Annotated in this window: 10 protein-coding genes; 4 read left to right on the forward strand and 6 right to left on the reverse strand. The window is 60.7% G+C overall.

The features are described 5' to 3' along the window. Positions 1 to 142 precede the first annotated feature (142 nt). Both NW816_RS07060 and lysS read left to right on the forward strand, forming a co-directional pair. A complete protein-coding gene (locus NW816_RS07060; RefSeq protein ID WP_414408695.1) occupies positions 143 to 331 on the forward strand; it encodes a hypothetical protein in 189 nt (62 codons plus the stop codon). A 50-nt stretch (positions 332 to 381) separates the two neighbouring features. Continuing rightward, positions 382 to 1,917, forward strand: coding sequence for a lysine--tRNA ligase (gene lysS / locus NW816_RS07065; protein ID WP_414408696.1), 1,536 nt, complete (start codon positions 382 to 384; stop codon positions 1,915 to 1,917). Between the two features lie 93 nt (positions 1,918 to 2,010). Here the strand turns inward: lysS and NW816_RS07070 are convergent, their stop codons facing one another. The 5 genes from NW816_RS07070 to NW816_RS07090 form a co-directional block, all read right to left on the reverse strand. After that, positions 2,011 to 5,847 carry a tetratricopeptide repeat protein gene (locus tag NW816_RS07070; RefSeq protein ID WP_414408697.1) on the reverse strand — a complete coding sequence of 1,279 codons (3,837 nt, stop codon included), beginning with the start codon at positions 5,845 to 5,847 and terminating at the stop codon, positions 2,011 to 2,013. A gap of 157 nt (positions 5,848 to 6,004) precedes the next feature. After that, on the reverse strand, positions 6,005 to 7,597 hold the full coding sequence (locus NW816_RS07075) for a copper resistance CopC/CopD family protein (RefSeq protein WP_414408698.1): 1,593 nt from the start codon (positions 7,595 to 7,597) through the stop codon (positions 6,005 to 6,007). A gap of 17 nt (positions 7,598 to 7,614) precedes the next feature. Further along, complete coding sequence (locus tag NW816_RS07080; protein ID WP_414408699.1) at positions 7,615 to 8,208, reverse strand: YcnI family protein; 594 nt, start codon at positions 8,206 to 8,208, stop codon at positions 7,615 to 7,617. A 62-nt stretch (positions 8,209 to 8,270) separates the two neighbouring features. Next, positions 8,271 to 8,570: a hypothetical protein gene (locus NW816_RS07085; RefSeq protein ID WP_414408700.1), complete on the reverse strand. Its 300-nt coding sequence runs from the start codon at positions 8,568 to 8,570 to the stop codon at positions 8,271 to 8,273. Between the two features lie 47 nt (positions 8,571 to 8,617). Then, positions 8,618 to 8,959 carry a c-type cytochrome gene (locus NW816_RS07090; RefSeq protein ID WP_011433133.1) on the reverse strand — a complete coding sequence of 114 codons (342 nt, stop codon included), beginning with the start codon at positions 8,957 to 8,959 and terminating at the stop codon, positions 8,618 to 8,620. 135 nt (positions 8,960 to 9,094) lie between these two features. On the opposite strand from NW816_RS07090, the gene dnaG reads away from it, so the two are divergent. Next, positions 9,095 to 11,035 (forward strand): DNA primase, encoded by a 1,941-nt coding sequence (gene dnaG, locus NW816_RS07095; protein WP_414408701.1) that lies wholly within the window; start codon positions 9,095 to 9,097, stop codon positions 11,033 to 11,035. 147 nt (positions 11,036 to 11,182) lie between these two features. Here the strand turns inward: dnaG and alaS are convergent, their stop codons facing one another. Then, entirely contained in the window at positions 11,183 to 13,837 is a 2,655-nt protein-coding gene (gene alaS / locus NW816_RS07100) for an alanine--tRNA ligase (RefSeq protein WP_414408702.1), read from the reverse strand. A gap of 284 nt (positions 13,838 to 14,121) precedes the next feature. Between alaS and NW816_RS07105 the strand changes: the two genes are divergently transcribed. Further along, on the forward strand, positions 14,122 to 15,783 hold the full coding sequence (locus tag NW816_RS07105) for a protein kinase domain-containing protein (protein WP_414408703.1): 1,662 nt from the start codon (positions 14,122 to 14,124) through the stop codon (positions 15,781 to 15,783). The last annotated feature ends 85 nt before the right edge of the window (positions 15,784 to 15,868 follow it).

Raw genomic sequence — 15,868 nt, forward strand, 5'->3', positions numbered from 1 at the left:
CGCGAAAGGACTCCGTCCCGCTAACGCGAAAGGACTCCGTCCCGCTAACGCGAAAGGACTCCGTCCCGCTAACGCGAAAGGACTCCGTCCCGCTAACGCGATCGGGCTGGGCTTAACCCTCTGGCAGCGATCCTTTGAGGTCGTGAATACCGAATGGCTACGCTGGTGTGATCGGGAGGGGCAGGTTTTGCCCACCGGCGAAGAAAAGGCTGCTCTGGAACAACAGCGCGCTGAGGCAGAACGCCAACGGGCCGAAGCCCTTTTGGAGCTGCTGCGTTCCCACGGCAAAGGACTCCGTCCCGCTAACGCGATCGCACCGCCGGCAGCCTGAAAAATCCCGTCCCTAACGGGGCTTCCATTGTCCATTGCCTATCCACCGCCATGTCTACCCTCCCCAGCAGCAGCGAAGCCGCCCAACGGGCCGCCCGCCTGGAAAAAGCCCAACACCTGCGGGAACAAGGGATCCCGCCTTACGCCTATTCTTTCCCTGTTACCCACTTGGCTGCCGAGCTGCAGGAGCAGTTTGCCGACCTAGAGCCCGGCGGCGAGCGGGAGGATGTGCAGGTGGCCGTGGCCGGTCGGATCCGGGCGCGGCGAGTCATGGGCAAGCTGGCCTTCTTTACCCTGCAGGATCGCTCTGGCACCATTCAGCTTTATCTAGACAAGAAACGGCTGACGGAGCAGATGGGGGAGCTGGCCTTCAAGAACCTGGACAAGCTCCTCGACGTTGGCGATTGGCTGGGGGCCAAGGGCTGCCTCAAGCGCACCGAAAAAGGGGAATTGTCGGTGCGGGTGGACGAGTACCAGGTGCTAACCAAGGCGCTGTTGCCGCTGCCGGACAAGTGGCACGGCCTGCGGGATGTGGAGAAACGCTACCGCCAGCGCTACGTCGATCTCATCGTCAACCCTGAGGTCAAGCAGACCTTGCTCGACCGCGCCCAGATCATCCGCTCCCTGCGGCAGACTCTGGAAGAGCGAGGTTTTGTGGAAATTGAGACGCCAGTGTTGCAGGTGATCCCCGGCGGGGCGGAGGCGCGGCCTTTTGTTACCCACCACAACGCCCTGGATCTGGATCTCTACTTGCGCATTGCCACCGAGCTGCACCTGAAGCGGCTGGTGGTGGGCGGGATCGAGCGAGTCTATGAAATTGGGCGGGTCTTTCGCAACGAAGGCATCTCCACCCGCCACAACCCGGAGTTCACCTCTCTAGAGGCCTATCAAGCCTTCGCCGACTACCACACCATGATGGAGCTGACGGAAACCCTGGTCTGCAACGCCGCCCTGGCGGTGCGGGGATCCCTGCAGTTGACTTATCAGGGGGAAACCATTGACCTCACGCCCCCCTGGCGGCGGGTGACCCTGCAGGAGTTGGTGGAGGAGACAACCGGGATCTCCATCGATGTGGAAACGGGATCCACCGCCGAGCTGTTGCCCGCCTTGGCAGAACGGGGGATCCCCAATCTCTCACCCCAGGACTCCCCCGGCCAGTTGCTGGTCAAAGCCTTTGAGCACTGCTGTGAGAGCCACCTGCGCCAGCCCACCTTTGTTCTGGACTATCCCCTGGAGGTGTGTCCTCTTACCAAGCCTCACCGCAGCAAACCGGGGTTGGCAGAGCGCTTTGAGCTGTTCATCGTGGGGCGGGAGACGGCCAACGCCTACTCAGAGCTCACCGATCCGGTGGATCAGCGGCAGCGGCTGGAGGCCCAGGCAGCCCTGAAGGCAGCCGGCGATGAAGAGGCCCACTTTCTGGATGAAGACTTCCTCACGGCCTTGGAATATGGCCTGCCCCCCACCGGCGGCCTGGGCGTGGGGATCGACCGCTTGGTGATGCTGCTGTGCGACGCTCCCAGCATTCGCGATGTCATTGCCTTTCCGCTGCTGCGGCCCGAGACGGGAGAAGTGGCGGAGGAGGCTTGAGCCGATCCCTCTAACTGTCCATTCAAATCCCATCGATTTCTAAGAGAGGTTGGAGGTGGCCGCGGCGACGGCGCGGAGCCTTTGGGAAGTGTCTCAACCTATTTTGAAATAACTAGCGATAACGTCTTCCAAAAGCCGACCTTCGTACCCTTGCATCTGGAGGGCAGCCTGGAAATCCTGGCAGGCTCTCTGCCAATCCCCAAGGGCAGTCCGGGCCAGGGCGCGGTTGAGGTGGGCCTTGAGGTGGCAGGGATCCCTATCGCTCGCGTCAGCAGTGCAGAGTGTTATGGCTTGGTCGTAGTCGCGGATGGCCGCCGAAAAATCCCCCTGTTGGGCGTAGGCCCAGCCGCGGTTGTTCAAAACCCAAACCCGCTCCTGGGGATCCAGCTCCAGTTGCAGCAGTCGGGTGTAGTCTTCCAAAGCTTTGTCCGTCTGTCCCTCGCCATCCCACAGGAGAGCTCGGTGGAGCAAAGCAGAGTGCTCCTGGGGGTTCAAGGCCAGGGCCTGCGTGTAGTCGGCAATGGCCAGCTCAGGGCAATTGGCCTGCCGGTGTAGATCCCCCCGTTGACGGTAGGCCAGGGCAGCATCGGCCACCCCCCAGTTCTGGTCGAGGCTCAGAGCTTGGTTGAGATCCGCCAATGCCGCCTCTTGATCCCCCAAAGCCAGATGCACCCTTGCCCGCAAAGCAAAAGCCTGAGAAGCCTGCGGTTGCTGCTGGATCAGCGCCGTGAAATCGGCCAACGCCCCAGCCAGATCCCCCCTCTCTTGGCGACACAAGCCCCGATACAACAGGGCTTCGGTGACCAGCACTTCTGGATCCCCTGGGCTGGCCAGCTCCAAGACCCGATCCCAATCGGCTATTGCCCCCTCCAGGTTGTGGCGCAGGCGGCGGACTTGGGCCCGCTTCAGGTGGGCCTCCAGATAGAGCTGCCGGGACTGTTCCCCGTCTTGGGCCTCTTCCTGGATGACTTGGTCGAAGTCGGATTCAGCCTGCGCGTAGTACCCCAGCTCCAAGGACTCCGTCCCGCTGACGCGATCCTGCTCCGCACGGTTGGTAGGGCCATCGGTGCCGCGCACCGCCAACGCCAACAACAGAGAGCCGCGGGCCAAGCGGGCCATCCTGTGTTGGGGATCCTGCTGCAGCAAGCGGTTGAGATCTTGCAAGGCCGCTTCGGTCTGACCCAACTGCTGCAGGGCTTGTCCTCGGTGCCACAGCGCTTCCCTGTGGTCAGGATCCTGCTGCAAAACCCGGCTGAGATCCTGAAGGGCGGCAGCCCAGTTGCCCACCTGCCCATGGGCCATGCCCCGTCCCAGCCAAGCCGTCCAGTCCTGGGGATCCTGCCGCAACACCTCGTCGTAGTCGGCAATTGCTTCTTGCCACCGGCCTAGCCGTCGGCACAACTCAGCTCGCTCTTGGCGCAGATCCCGCCGTTCCGGCTGCAAGCGCACCGCCTCGTTCAACTGCTCTAAGGCCGCCTGCAGATCCCCTGCCTGGATTTGGGCCCGCGCCAGATCTCGGCGGATATCCGCCTGGGCCACTGCCGCCCCCAGGGCCAAAGCCTGGTGGTAGTCCTGGATGGCCCCCGGCCCATCTCCCAGAGCAGCCCGCACCTGGCCGCGATGGAAATAGGCTGAGCCCAACTGTTCGCGCCGACGGGCCGTAGGCTTCGGATCCCCTTGCAGGACTTGGTCGAAATCGGCCAACGCCCCCTGCCAATCCCCCAGCCGTTGCCGTGCCATGCCACGGCATAGATGGGCATTCAACAGCAGCTCCGGCCCGCGTGGGATCCCAGGCCTCGCCGCCCACTGCAACACCTGCGAGAAGTCCTCACAGGCTGCCGGCCAATCTTCCCGCTCAACATGGAGTTGGCCGCGGTTGAGGTAGAGCTGAGGGTTCTGCGGATCCCGCTCCAGGGCAGCCGTGTAATCCTGCAGAGCCGCCAGGGGATCCCCCAACAGCCAATGGATTCGCCCGCGGCTGCTGTAGGCACTGGCATCTTGGGGATCCAAAGCAATGGCCTGGTTCAAGTCGGACAAAGCCGCTTCAATGTTGCCCAAGTCCAGGTGGGCAATGCCCCGGTTGAGGTAGGCTTTGGCCATTTGGGGATCCAGCTCCAGGGCGCGGTTGAAGTCTGCCAGAGCGCCGCCGGGATCCCCCAGCCCCTGGCGAGCCAAGCCCCGGCAGAGATAGGCCCGCGACAGGTTGGGATCCAGGCGGAGAGCCTGTTCACAATCCGCCAGCGCCGACTCCAGGGCGTTGCTGCTCAGGTAGGCCATGGCCCGCTGCAAGTAGAGATCCGCCTGGGCTGCCGCCTCTGCCTCAGGTAGCTCAGTGGCCTCAGCAGACCGTAGGGATAGGGCCTGAGAAAAATCTTCAACGGCCCCTTGGGGATCCCCCAACGCTTGTCGGGCCAGGCCCCGGTGGTAATAGGCTTTGTCCTGGCGAGGATCCAACTGCAGCGCTTGGGTGTAGTCCTCAATAGCCCCCTGTAGATCTGGCAACTGGGCCCGCGCCACTCCCCGGTTGAAATAGGCTTCCCCGTCCTGAGGATCCCGTTTGATCACCTCTGAGAAGTCGGCGACGGCCCCTTGGGCATCTCCCAAGCTGCCCCGCACCACACCCCGGTTGAAATAGGCCCGCACATCCTCTGGGTTGAGCTCAATGGCCCGCGAATAATCCTCGATGGCTTGCTGCTGCTGATTCAGTTGCCGGTGGGCATTGCCGCGGTTGTAGTAGGCCACCGCCCATTGCGGGTTGAGGCCGAGAGCCTGGGTGTAGTCGGCAACAGCTCCCTCGTAGTCCTCCAGCCGGTAGCGAGCAATACCTCGGTTGAAATAGGCGCGGGCATCCCCTGCCAGTTGAATAACTTGGGTGTAATCTGCGATGGCCCCTGCCAAGTCCCCACTTTTGTAGCGGGCGCTGCCCCGCTGGCTGTAGGCGCGGCTGTTTTGGGGATCCAATTGAATGGCCAACGTGCAGTCGGCAATCGCCCCCTGGAAATCCCCTTGGCGAGCTTTCTCCTGTGCGCGGGCCAACAGGCGCGTCGCCAAAACCTGATCCACCGCAATATCCCGAAGCGTTGACTCCTGGGGAAAAGGCAACAGGGGCCGCAGCGCCTCCAACACCTCAGCAGCCGATTGGAAACGCTCTTGCCAGTGGGGGCAGATCAGGCGATCCAAAATCTCGGCCAGCTCCTCGCTAACCTGAACCAGATCCCGCCAGATGAGTTGGCCGGTGCGGGGATCATCCCGGATCTTGTGGGGGGGACGACCGGTGAGGGCTTGGATGGCCAACACCCCCACAGAGTAAAGGTCGCTGCAGGGCTGGGGCTTGCCGTTGAGCTGTTCGGGCGCCATGTAGCCAACCGAGCCAATCACGGTCGCCAACTGGGTTTGGCCGGGGGCATGGCTGACCAACCGCCCCACTTCCTTGACCGCCCCGAAGTCGATCAACACCAACCTGCCATCGGCATCGCGGCGCATCAAGTTGGCCGGCTTGATATCCCGATGGACGATCTGGTGGGCGTGTACATGGCGCAGGATCTCCAAAATATCCCACAACAGTTTCAAAACCTCGGCCTCGCTCAGCGGCTTGCCCGGGATCAGCTCCTGGCTGAGATCATGCCCGGCAACAAACTCTTGCACCAAGTAAAAATCCTGATCCTGCTCGAAGTGGGCCAAAAGGCGGGGCACCTGGTCGAAGTGGTTGAGCCGGTTGAGAACCTTGGCTTCCCGTTCAAAGAGCTTGCGAGCCGTGGCCAACGTATAGGGATCCGTGGAGAGGGGGCGAAGGCGCTTGACGACGCAAGGGCTATCGAAGGTGTCTTGATCCACCGCCTTGTAGGTTATGCCAAATCCCCCTTCCCCGAGGGGATGGAGAATGCGATAGCGTCCCCTGAGCACACTTCCCGCTCTGATCTTGTCTTCCATGGCCAAGTCAGTCCCTGAGCGGCGCAGCCTTTTGCCACTGCAAGCTGGCTCGATTCTGCCACAGGCGGACGCCCTTGGGCGGAGCAATCCACAGCTCCTATCCAGGGTCTTTTTCTGCTTTTTCTTTTCGCGATCTTCAATGTCTGTAACAATTCAGTCAGAGAGAAACCGCGATCTGACCTCGCCGCTCTTCAAAATCGCTGATCAGCAGTCTCACCTCGATCTGCCATTCCCCCGCCAGGGCCAGAGGCACATTTTCCACCACAAATTGGCCAGGCCTATCCGGCGCTACAGTACGGCGTAGAGGGGGAATCCCGTGTTCCGGCAGGGAAAACCCAAGGGTCAATTCCTGAGCCGGGATCCCTTTCACTTCAACTTGGATCTGGTTTTCTCCGGGACGGCAGGGCAGAATCTTCAGGTGCAGGCTGCCTTCCGGCCAGTTCAAGCTCTCTTCACAACTGGTCTGCCAACCTGATTCCAGGGGGGATCCCATGCCCTGCCTCCCATGACTGGGGGGAGCCTGGGCCACCAGGAAGCTGGTCAAGCCCAGCACCAGAATCAGCCCCACCAACTCCAGGCGGACGATCCGGCGCAGCGACCGGCCCGCGGCCTGTCCACCTTGCTGTAATCCCGGCACCAGCCGAAACTTGTTGTGGGCGCCCAGCCCCACCATCATCAGCACCAGCAGCAGCTTGGCCCAGAGATACTGGCCGTAGGGATGATCCCAGTGCCAGCCGCGGTGGATCCCACCCATCCCCACCCCCGCCAGGATAAGCCCCGGTACCGCCCAGGTGGCCACGTCAGAAAACCGTTGGATGATGCCTACAGATGGGTAGGGAGCAGATTCCTTGCCCAGCAGGCGCTCCAGCCCCCACAACCCTCCCAACCAGAAAGCTGAACCGGCCAGATGCAGCCCCAGCAGCGCCATTGTCCCCATCGGATGCTCACTGGTGAGAGCATGGCCAATGGGCAAAAAGGAGCCGAGCACCAACACCGACCCCATACCGCTGGCCCAGACGGCACCTCCCTCACAGGCCCAGATCAGGATCCCTAGCCCCACCAGCCGCAGTCCTGTACCCCAACCATAGGGAGAGAGCACCACACCCAGCAGCTCTCGCCCATTGAAGTGGGGGTAAAGCTGGGCCAAATGCAAACCGAAGGCCACCGCGGTCAAACTGAGGGTGATCCAAGCTGTCGCAAAAGCCCAAGATCCGGCCTCGGCGTTTAACCGCCCCCGCAACAGTCGCCACCAGCCCAGCACCCCCACCACAAAAAGGCTGCCCAAGTAGATCCCCCAGCGCACCCCCACCAGCGGCCAGTACAAGGGATCCCTTCCTTGAAGCTGGGTCGCCCTCACCGTCTGAACTCGCTCCGGATCCGCTCCCACCAGGAAAACAAACGAACCGCTTACCGGATGAGAATCGGCAGAAATGGCCCGCCAGCTGACAATGTAAACTCCCTCGGGGATCCCCTGCAGCAAATCCCCCTGCGGTGCCTCACCCCTGGTCACCCGATTTTCCAAGGGCAGAGCTCGTCCGTTGCTGTCTAAAACCTGGAGCTGTGTGATCTGCACCGGCTCATTGAAAACAAGCCGCACCTGGGCCGGAGCTTCCTGCAACACTGCCCCATCCTCCGGGAAGGTGGATAGCAAGCTGGCATGGGCAAAAACGGGCTGGATCCCGGCCACCCACAGCAAGGCGCAGAGGATCCCAGACCAAATCCAAGCAAAACCCCTTTTGGGATGAAACATGCTCCTAAGCAGACCGCTTAGCGGGTACCGTGACCATGCCCATGTCCATGCCCGTGGCCTTGCCCATGTCCACTGTCTCCACCTGTCAGCTTCAGCAGCGGAGCCGGCTGCGGCAAACTGTTGGGATCCTCGCCAGGCTGAGCCACCTGAATCCAGCGGTACATGCCCTGCTCGCACTCCTGAATCACTGGGATGGGGATGACCTCACCGGGGCGATTCGGCAGCTTGAGGCTGATGCTGAACTCATCCATGAACTCATCGGGCAGCGAGCCGCCGCTCCAGATCACCTCGGCAACCGTTTCGGTAATCATCTTCCCATGCGACTCATAGGGGGTCTCCAGCGGCTTTTTGACCGTCTCGATTTTCCACAGGGGATGCACCATCGGCTTCACAGAGACGAATCCCTCCGGGATCTGCACCCGCAGGCGCACGGTCGGGGATCCATCGCAGCCATGGGGCACTCGAAAGGTAAGCTTAACAAAGCTGCCCGCCGGGGCCTCTTTGGGATGGACGGTAACATGGGCCCAGGCAGAAGAAAGGGGCAAACAACTCATTCCCAGGGCCAGCAGAGATTTCTTGGCCAGGGTCAAGTAACTTTGCAGACTGAACATTCGCAGATGCTCCTTACAAGCCTGTAGGGAAAGAGAAAAATGCAGTGTTTGTTGGTCAAAACCTAGGGGTGGTGATGGGATCCGTGGGATTCCGTTATGCTCATGCTGTGCTGTCCCCAACTGGAGAGGCCCATCGACACCAGGCCGGCACTGGCCAAGCCCATCGACACCAGCCCGAACGAGAGCGCTCCCATAGCCACCAGGCCGATAGAGAGGATGCCGTGAGTCACCACGCCGATGGCCACCACCCCATGGGCGGAAATGCCCACCGCCACCAAGCCATGTGCTCCCACGCCAACCGACAAGATTTTGCGGCGGGATCCCTGTCCTTCACATCCCTGCTCGTGAGGCAGCCGCTCCACTGGTCTCCCCTGGAGCAGGGCTGGATCTTGAGTCCTCTCTTTGGACACTAGCCTCTACTCCAGTTGTGCTCAGCGCGATCCAAAACGTAGGCCGCCACCGCCTCGATCTCCTCCGGCTTGAGAATCTTGGCAAAAGCCGGCATGGCCCCTTTGCCGTTTCTCACTTGGGCCTGGATCAGCTCAGGGGTGTCTACGTGGTACTCATGAAGAGCCGCCAGAGAAAGGTTTTTCGCTGCCACCAAAGTGTTGCGCCCGTTCAAGTGACAACCCACACATTTGGCCTGAAAGACCTTGGCTCCCAAGGCCAAATCAGGCTCAGCAGAAGCCATTTGCGGGCCTAAAAAGAGGGCAAATACTGCCACCAAAAGCCCGATAAAAAGGTTGATCATTCGCATTTTCATCTCAGGGACTGACCGAAAACTAGCCTTTAAGGCCCGCCCATTATCCCAAGCCCGTTGGGCCAGGTCAAAAGACAGCCTGTCGAGTTTCCCCCGGCTACTATAAGGTCAGGATCCCCCGAAGCCATGAGCGGTCTGCCCCCCGATTTCATTCAGTTGGTGCGCCAAAAGGCCGACCTCGTGGAAGTGGTGGCCGAAAAAGTGGTGCTGCGCAAGCAGGGAAAGAACTTCGTTGGGCTTTGCCCTTTCCACAACGACCACAAACCCAGTTTTCAGGTCAGCCCCAGCAAGCAGATCTACAAGTGCTTCTCCTGCGGGGCAGGGGGAGATGTGCTGCGCTTTGTCATGCAGACCGAGCATCTCTCCTTTGCTGAGGCCGTGCGCCACTTGGCGCGGCGATACCACATACCTCTGCCCACCCGCAATCCCGAGGCGCAGCCCTTGGGATCCCTTGATGAGCGGGAGCTCTCCCACCGGGAAAAGCTGCTGGAGATTTTGGCCATGGCTGCCGATTTTTATCGGCATGCCCTCCGATCCCAGCTAGGATCCGCCGCCCGCCAGTACCTGCACAGCCGCCACCTGAGCGAAGAAACTTTGCAAAAATTTCAAATCGGCTTTGCTCCCCCCGGCTGGCAATCTCTCTACGAATACTTGGTCAACCACAAGCGCCAACCGGTCAAACTTTTAGAAGAGGCTGGATTGCTGGTTCCCCGCCAGCAGGGATCCGGCCACTACGACCGCTTTCGCAACCGGATCATGCTGCCCATTTTCGATGTGCAGGGGCGGGTGATCGGGTTTGCCGGCAGAGCCTTGGGGGAGTCAGGACAGCCCAAGTACCTCAACTCTCCAGAAACAGAGCTCTTCAACAAAAGCCAGGTGGTCTATGGCCTCAACTTTGCCCGCGATGCCATTGCCAAGGCCGATCAAGTCCTGGTGGTGGAAGGCTACTTCGATGTCATCGCCCTGCATCAGGCGGGGGTTGCCTATGCCGTAGCCGCTATGGGCACCGCTTTGACGCCCCACCAGGTGAAGATCCTGCTGCGCTACACCCAATCGAAGCGACTGATTCTCAATTTTGATGCGGATCGGGCCGGTTTGAACGCCGCCAACCGAGCCATTGAAGCCGTTGAAGAACAAGCGCGGCGCGGAGAAATTGAGCTGCGCATTCTCACCCTTCCTGAGGGCAAAGATGCCGACGAATTTTTGCGGGAGCACAGGGGCTCCGCCCCGCTGACACCAGCGGTTGCTGAACTGCAAACCCTGATCGAGCAGGCCCCCCTGTGGCTGGATTGGCGAATTGAACAGGTGTTGGCCGGTCGGGATCTGAGCCGGGCCGCCGATTTTCAACAGGCCCGTCAAGCCCTTGTGCAACTGCTGGCCGGTTTGGGTGGACAGTGGCGCTCTTTGTATTTGCACAAAGTGGCAGAACTGCTCAGTCGGGGCAATGGTCGCCTCAGTCGAGACTTGGAAGAAGACCTGCGCCGAGCCGTGCGGCAGTACCGCTGGGCCAAACCCCGGCAACCTTCCCTCAATAAGGGATCCAAACTCTTGCAATCTGAGTCCCATCTTTTGCAGATTTTTCTGCATTTTGGCGAGTATCGCCGCGAAATTCGGCAAACTTTGCTGGAGCGGGAGCTGCAATTTAGTTTTCGCCCCCACCGCGAGCTGTGGCAGTGGATCTTGGAGCTGATCTCGGCTCAGCCGGAGCTGGAAGAGCAAGAAGAGACGTTGCTGACGGCTTTGCGCACCCTCTGTGCCCAAGATGAGCAGCTCAACGAGCGCCTCAGCCATCTGCTCTGGTTGGACGAAAATACCCGCGTAGCCCTGATGCGTCCACGGATGGTGGTGCGGGCCGCCATTGCCAACATGGAGCTGGAAATTCGCCAGAAGCGCTACCGCTACTGGACCCAACTGTGGGATCAAGCCTTTTCCGAAGGCAACACTGCCCTGGCCGCCCAGTACCAGGCCAGCATCCAGCAGGAATACCAAGCGATTCAGGCGCTGCAGCGGCAGGTGCAACTGAGCCTGGAAGACCTGTCGGAAACCCCACTGGCCGAAGATTTATAGTCATTTCGATTCAAACTAGGACACTAAACCCATAACCCCATACGCGGCCAGAAGGCTTCTCTCTATAGCCCGAGTGTCTCACCCTAAACTGAACAGACTGTAGTGGCTGATGGACGGCCTGTTGGTGCTCAAAAGGGCTTCGCTCCCCTAGCGCGAGATCAGCTCCGCTTGCAACCGCTCCCGGGCCACCTGCAAAGCCTCTGCCAATTTCTCCGGCTGTTTGCCCCCAGCTTGGGCCAAGTTGGGCCGTCCGCCGCCGCCCCCTCCGGTGAGTTTGGCAATCTCGCCGATGAAGGATCCCGCCTTCAGGCCAAGTTGCTGCACAGCAGGGCTAAAGGCAGCCACCAGGCTGACCTTGCCGGCTTCCGGCACCGATCCCAGCACCACTGCCCCTTCCCCCAGCTTGTGGAGCAGATGCTCGGCAGCGGTTTTGAGGGCCTCAGGGGTGGTGGATCCCAGCTCGGCCACCAACACCTTGAGATCTCCGACGGCAACCGCTTGGGCCAGCAAACGTTCGGCCTGCACTAAGGCCAACTGGCTGCGCACCTCCTCCAGCTCCTTCTGAGCAGCTTTCAGCTCCGCCTGTAGGGCAGCAACCCGCTCCGGCAGTTCCTGGGGCTTGGCTTTGAATTGGGCGCTCAGCTCCCGCACCACCCTGTCCCGCTCGTTCAGGTATTCCAGTACAGCCGGCCCGGCCACGGCCTCGATGCGACGGATCCCGGCAGCCACCCCGGTCTCGGCGATGATCTTGAACAGGCCGATCTCGGCGGTGTTGTTGACATGGGTGCCACCGCACAGCTCCATCGACACCCCCGGAAAGTCGATCACCCGCACCTCAGCGCCGTATTTTTCCCCGAACATGGCCACAGCACCTCTGGCTTTGGCCTCGGCCAAGGGCATGATCGCCACCTGAGCAGCATGGGCCTCGGCGATCCAGGTGTTCACCAAGTTCTCGATCTGTTCCAGCTCCTCAGGGGTGACTGGCCGGGATAGGGTGAAATCAAAGCGCAGCCGGTCAAAGGCCACCAGGGATCCCGCCTGACCAATCGAGGGATCGACAATTCTTTTCAGGGCTGCCTGCAGCAGGTGGGTGGCGGTGTGGTGGGCTTGGGCGCGCCGCCGACAGGCCAGGTCGATTTGGGCTTGGACGGGATCCCCCACCCGCAGGATCCCGCGTTCCACACGGCCAAAGTGAACGAACAGATCCCCTTGCTTTTGCACATCTTCAACGCGCACCAGCAGGCCATCCCCGGAGAGGTAGCCCCGGTCGCCAATTTGCCCGCCGGACTCGGCGTAGAAGGGCGTGCGATCCAAAACGACCTGCACTGCCTGCCCTGCCTCCACTTGGGGCACCGATTTTCCCCCGACCAGCAGGGCCTCGACCACGCCGCGGGCAGAAGATTGGCTGTACCCCAAAAACTCCGTTTGGCTGAGGAAATCCGCCAGCTCGTCCAGGGATCCCTGGGCCGTGAGATCGATGGTTTGGTGGGCGGCGCGGGCCCGCTGCCGCTGTTTCTCCATTTCTTGTTCAAAGCCCTCCAGATCCACACTGAAGCCGTGTTCTTGGGCGATTTCTTGGGTCAGCTCCAGCGGAAAACCGTAGGTATCGAAGAGCTTGAAGGCGTCGGCGCCGGAGATCTGCTTTGGCGAGCTGCTGTCACGGCGGGAAGATTCGACGGCAGTAAACAAATCCAGCAGTAGCCGTTCCCCCCGCTCCAGGGTTTTGAGAAATTGCTCTTCCTCCCGTTGCAGCTCGGTCTTGATCAGGGTTTCTCGCTCCCGCACCTGAGGATAGGCAGCCTCGGCCAACTGAATCGCGGTCTCGATCACCGGGATGGTGAAAGGCTCGCCGATCCCCAGCAATCGCCCGTGGCGCACCATTCGCCGGATCAGCCGCCGCAGCACATAGCCCCGATCCACATTGGAAGGAAGCACCCCATCGGCAATCAAATGCATCACTGCCCGCGCGTGATCCCCGATCACCTTCAGGGAGATTTGCTGCTCCGGGTCGGCCTTGGAGTAGTTCAGCCCGGCGATCCCAGCCGCCGTCTGAATGATGGGAAAGATCAAGTCTGTCTCGTAGTTGTTGGGCACCCCCTGCAACACCTGGGCCAACCGCTCCAACCCCAGGCCGGTGTCGATGTTTTGCTTGGCCAGCGGCATCAGGTGACCTTCGCTATCCCGGTTCAGCTCCATGAACACCAGGTTGTAGATCTCCAGAAAGCGGGAGTCATCCTCCAAATCGATCCGCTCATCCCCCAGCTCCGGCTTGAAGTCGTAGTAAATCTCAGAACAAGGGCCACAGGGGCCAGTGGGGCCGGCAGCCCAGAAATTATCCGCCTCTCCCATGCGCTGGATGCGGTGGGCCGGGATCCCTACCTCATCTCGCCAGAGGGCAAAAGCCTCCTCATCTTCGCGAAAGACGCTCACCACCAGCCGTTCCGGGGGCAGGCCGAACACCTCCGTCACCAGCTCCCAGGCCCAGGCGATGGCCTCCTTTTTGAAGTAGTCGCCAAAGCTGAAGTTGCCCAGCATCTCGAAGAAGGTGTGGTGGCGCGCCGTTCGGCCCACATTCTCGATGTCGTTGGTGCGCACACATTTCTGGGCCGTTGTAACCCGTGGGTACTCCGGATCCCGTTGCCCCAGGAAAATGGGCTTAAAGGGCAACATGCCGGCAATGGTCAGCAGCACCGTTGGATCTTCTGGCACCAAGGAGGCGCTGGGCAACACCTGGTGGCCCCGCTGGGCGTAGAAGTCCAGAAAAGTTTGCCGAATGGCGGCACCGGAAAGAGCTGGAAACATGACAGGCGAAGATGGCTGTATTCATCAATTCTAAGTTTTCCCTCTGCAGGGCAGTCCAGCCCTTGTTGTTCTCCTCTGTTCCACCAAACCCCATCCGCCGAAAACCTAAGCGATTTGTCCGATTAACCTCAGGGCGGGCAGACGCTAAGATCAGCCTATCTGAGGCAGTTGTGCAAGATTTGTTTCTTCTTGGTCTAACCTGTATGTATCTCTCACAACTTGCCTGCCGACTTCTTGGCTCCGTCTCGGTTGTCCGGATCGCCAGCCGGTAACCCCAAACTGGTATGCCCACTTGCTACTGCCTTAACCCTGCCTGTTTGCACCCGGAAAACCCGGCGGATGCCTCTACCTGTGCCTCTTGTGGCCATCCCCTCCTGCTGCGCAATCGCTACCGGGCCTTCAAGCGCATCGGCCAGGGGGGATTTGGCTCTACCTTTTTGGCGCGGGATGAGGACATGCCCTCCAAACCTTGGCGGGTGATCAAGCAGTTGCGCCCGGTCGAGGGATCCCCGCAACTGGCCAAGCTGGCGGAGGAGCTCTTCAATCGCGAGGCCCAAGTGTTGGAGCGCCTGGGCGAACATTCGCAGATCCCCAAGCTCTACGCCCACTTTCAGGAAGGCGGCAAGTTCTACTTGGTGCAGGAATTTATCCAGGGCACCACCCTCTCCCAAGAAATGCGTCGCAATGGGCCCTTTTCCGAAGAACAAACCCGGCAGGTGATGCAGGAGGTGCTGCTGATCCTCAGCTATGTCCACAGCCAAAACACGGTTCACCGAGACATTAAACCTGCCAACCTCATTCGCCGCAAAGAGGATCAGCGGCTGGTGCTGATCGACTTTGGGGCCGTAAAGGAACTGGGGCCAGCCCAGGAGCAGGCGGCAGAAGTGACAGCAATCCGCTCCCTTGGCTTTTCTCCCCCGGAGCAAGTAGCCGGCCAGGCGGTCGGTCCCTCTAGCGATCTCTATGCTTTGGCGGCTACCTGCATCAACTTGATGACGTTGGAATCTCCGGCCAAGTTTTATAACCATGAAACGGGGCAGTGGGATTGGTCGGATGAACTGCAGCTTAGCCCTGAATTCGACGCCATTTTGCACCGCATGTTGCAGCCGGCCATCAATCAGCGCTTTGCCACCGCCACCGAGGTCTTGCGGGCGCTGCAAGGGATCCCGGTGGAAGAGGCAGGCAGCCCGATCTCTCAGCCGATTGTGTTGCCCAACTCCCCCCTGTCTGCCAATCCCAGCACATCGGTGATCTCCGGCTACTGGGCCAAGCGCCGCTCAGGCGGTTTCTCGCCCACACCCCTACCTCAGTTCACTGCAGGGGGAATGACAGCCAGCAGCCCGCTATCCATCCCCTCTGAGTGGGGGAGCACCACCGGTTTTACCCAACTGGGCCGAGCCAGCAGCATCACAGGCGGCGGACGGATCAAGCCGGCTACCCCACCGCGGATCCCTTCCATGGCGGGAGCGGATCTGCGGGGAAAGTCCTTTGCCAACCAAAACCTAGCCGGCTATGATTTGCGCCAGGCCGATCTGCGGGGGGCCGATTTCTCAGGGGCCAACTTGCAGGGGGCGGATCTGCGCGGCATCCTCTTCAACACCCCTCAACCCTACTGGCTACGGGTTTTGAGCCAACTGTCTGGATCGGCCAAAACATTGGGAGGGATCCTGACAGGCTTGGGGGGGCTGCTGGGCTCAGGGATCCTGGCCTTTTTGCTTGTCCGCCTGACCACGGGCAATTTGGTTTATGCGTTAGGAGCGGCTGGGATCGCCTTGGTGGTGGCCAGCTCGGTGATCTGGTCGATGGCCGGCAGGGTTCGTTTGGCTCGATACCCAGAAGAAAAGAGCAAGCGCTTTACCAACTTTTGCAAAGCGGATCTACGGGGGGCGCGGATGGACGAGAAGCTACGGAAGTTTGCCCGTCGGCAGGGAGCCATTTTGAGCTGACGCAGGGCGGACTGCGGATCTGAGATTTTGCGTTGTGGTCTTTTTATTATTTATAGTTATTTCAGGTTAGGATGAGACGCCTGGG

The sequence above is a fragment of the Synechococcus sp. W55.1 genome, from assembly GCF_047461655.1.
Classification (GTDB): Bacteria; Cyanobacteriota; Cyanobacteriia; order Thermostichales; family Thermostichaceae; genus Thermostichus.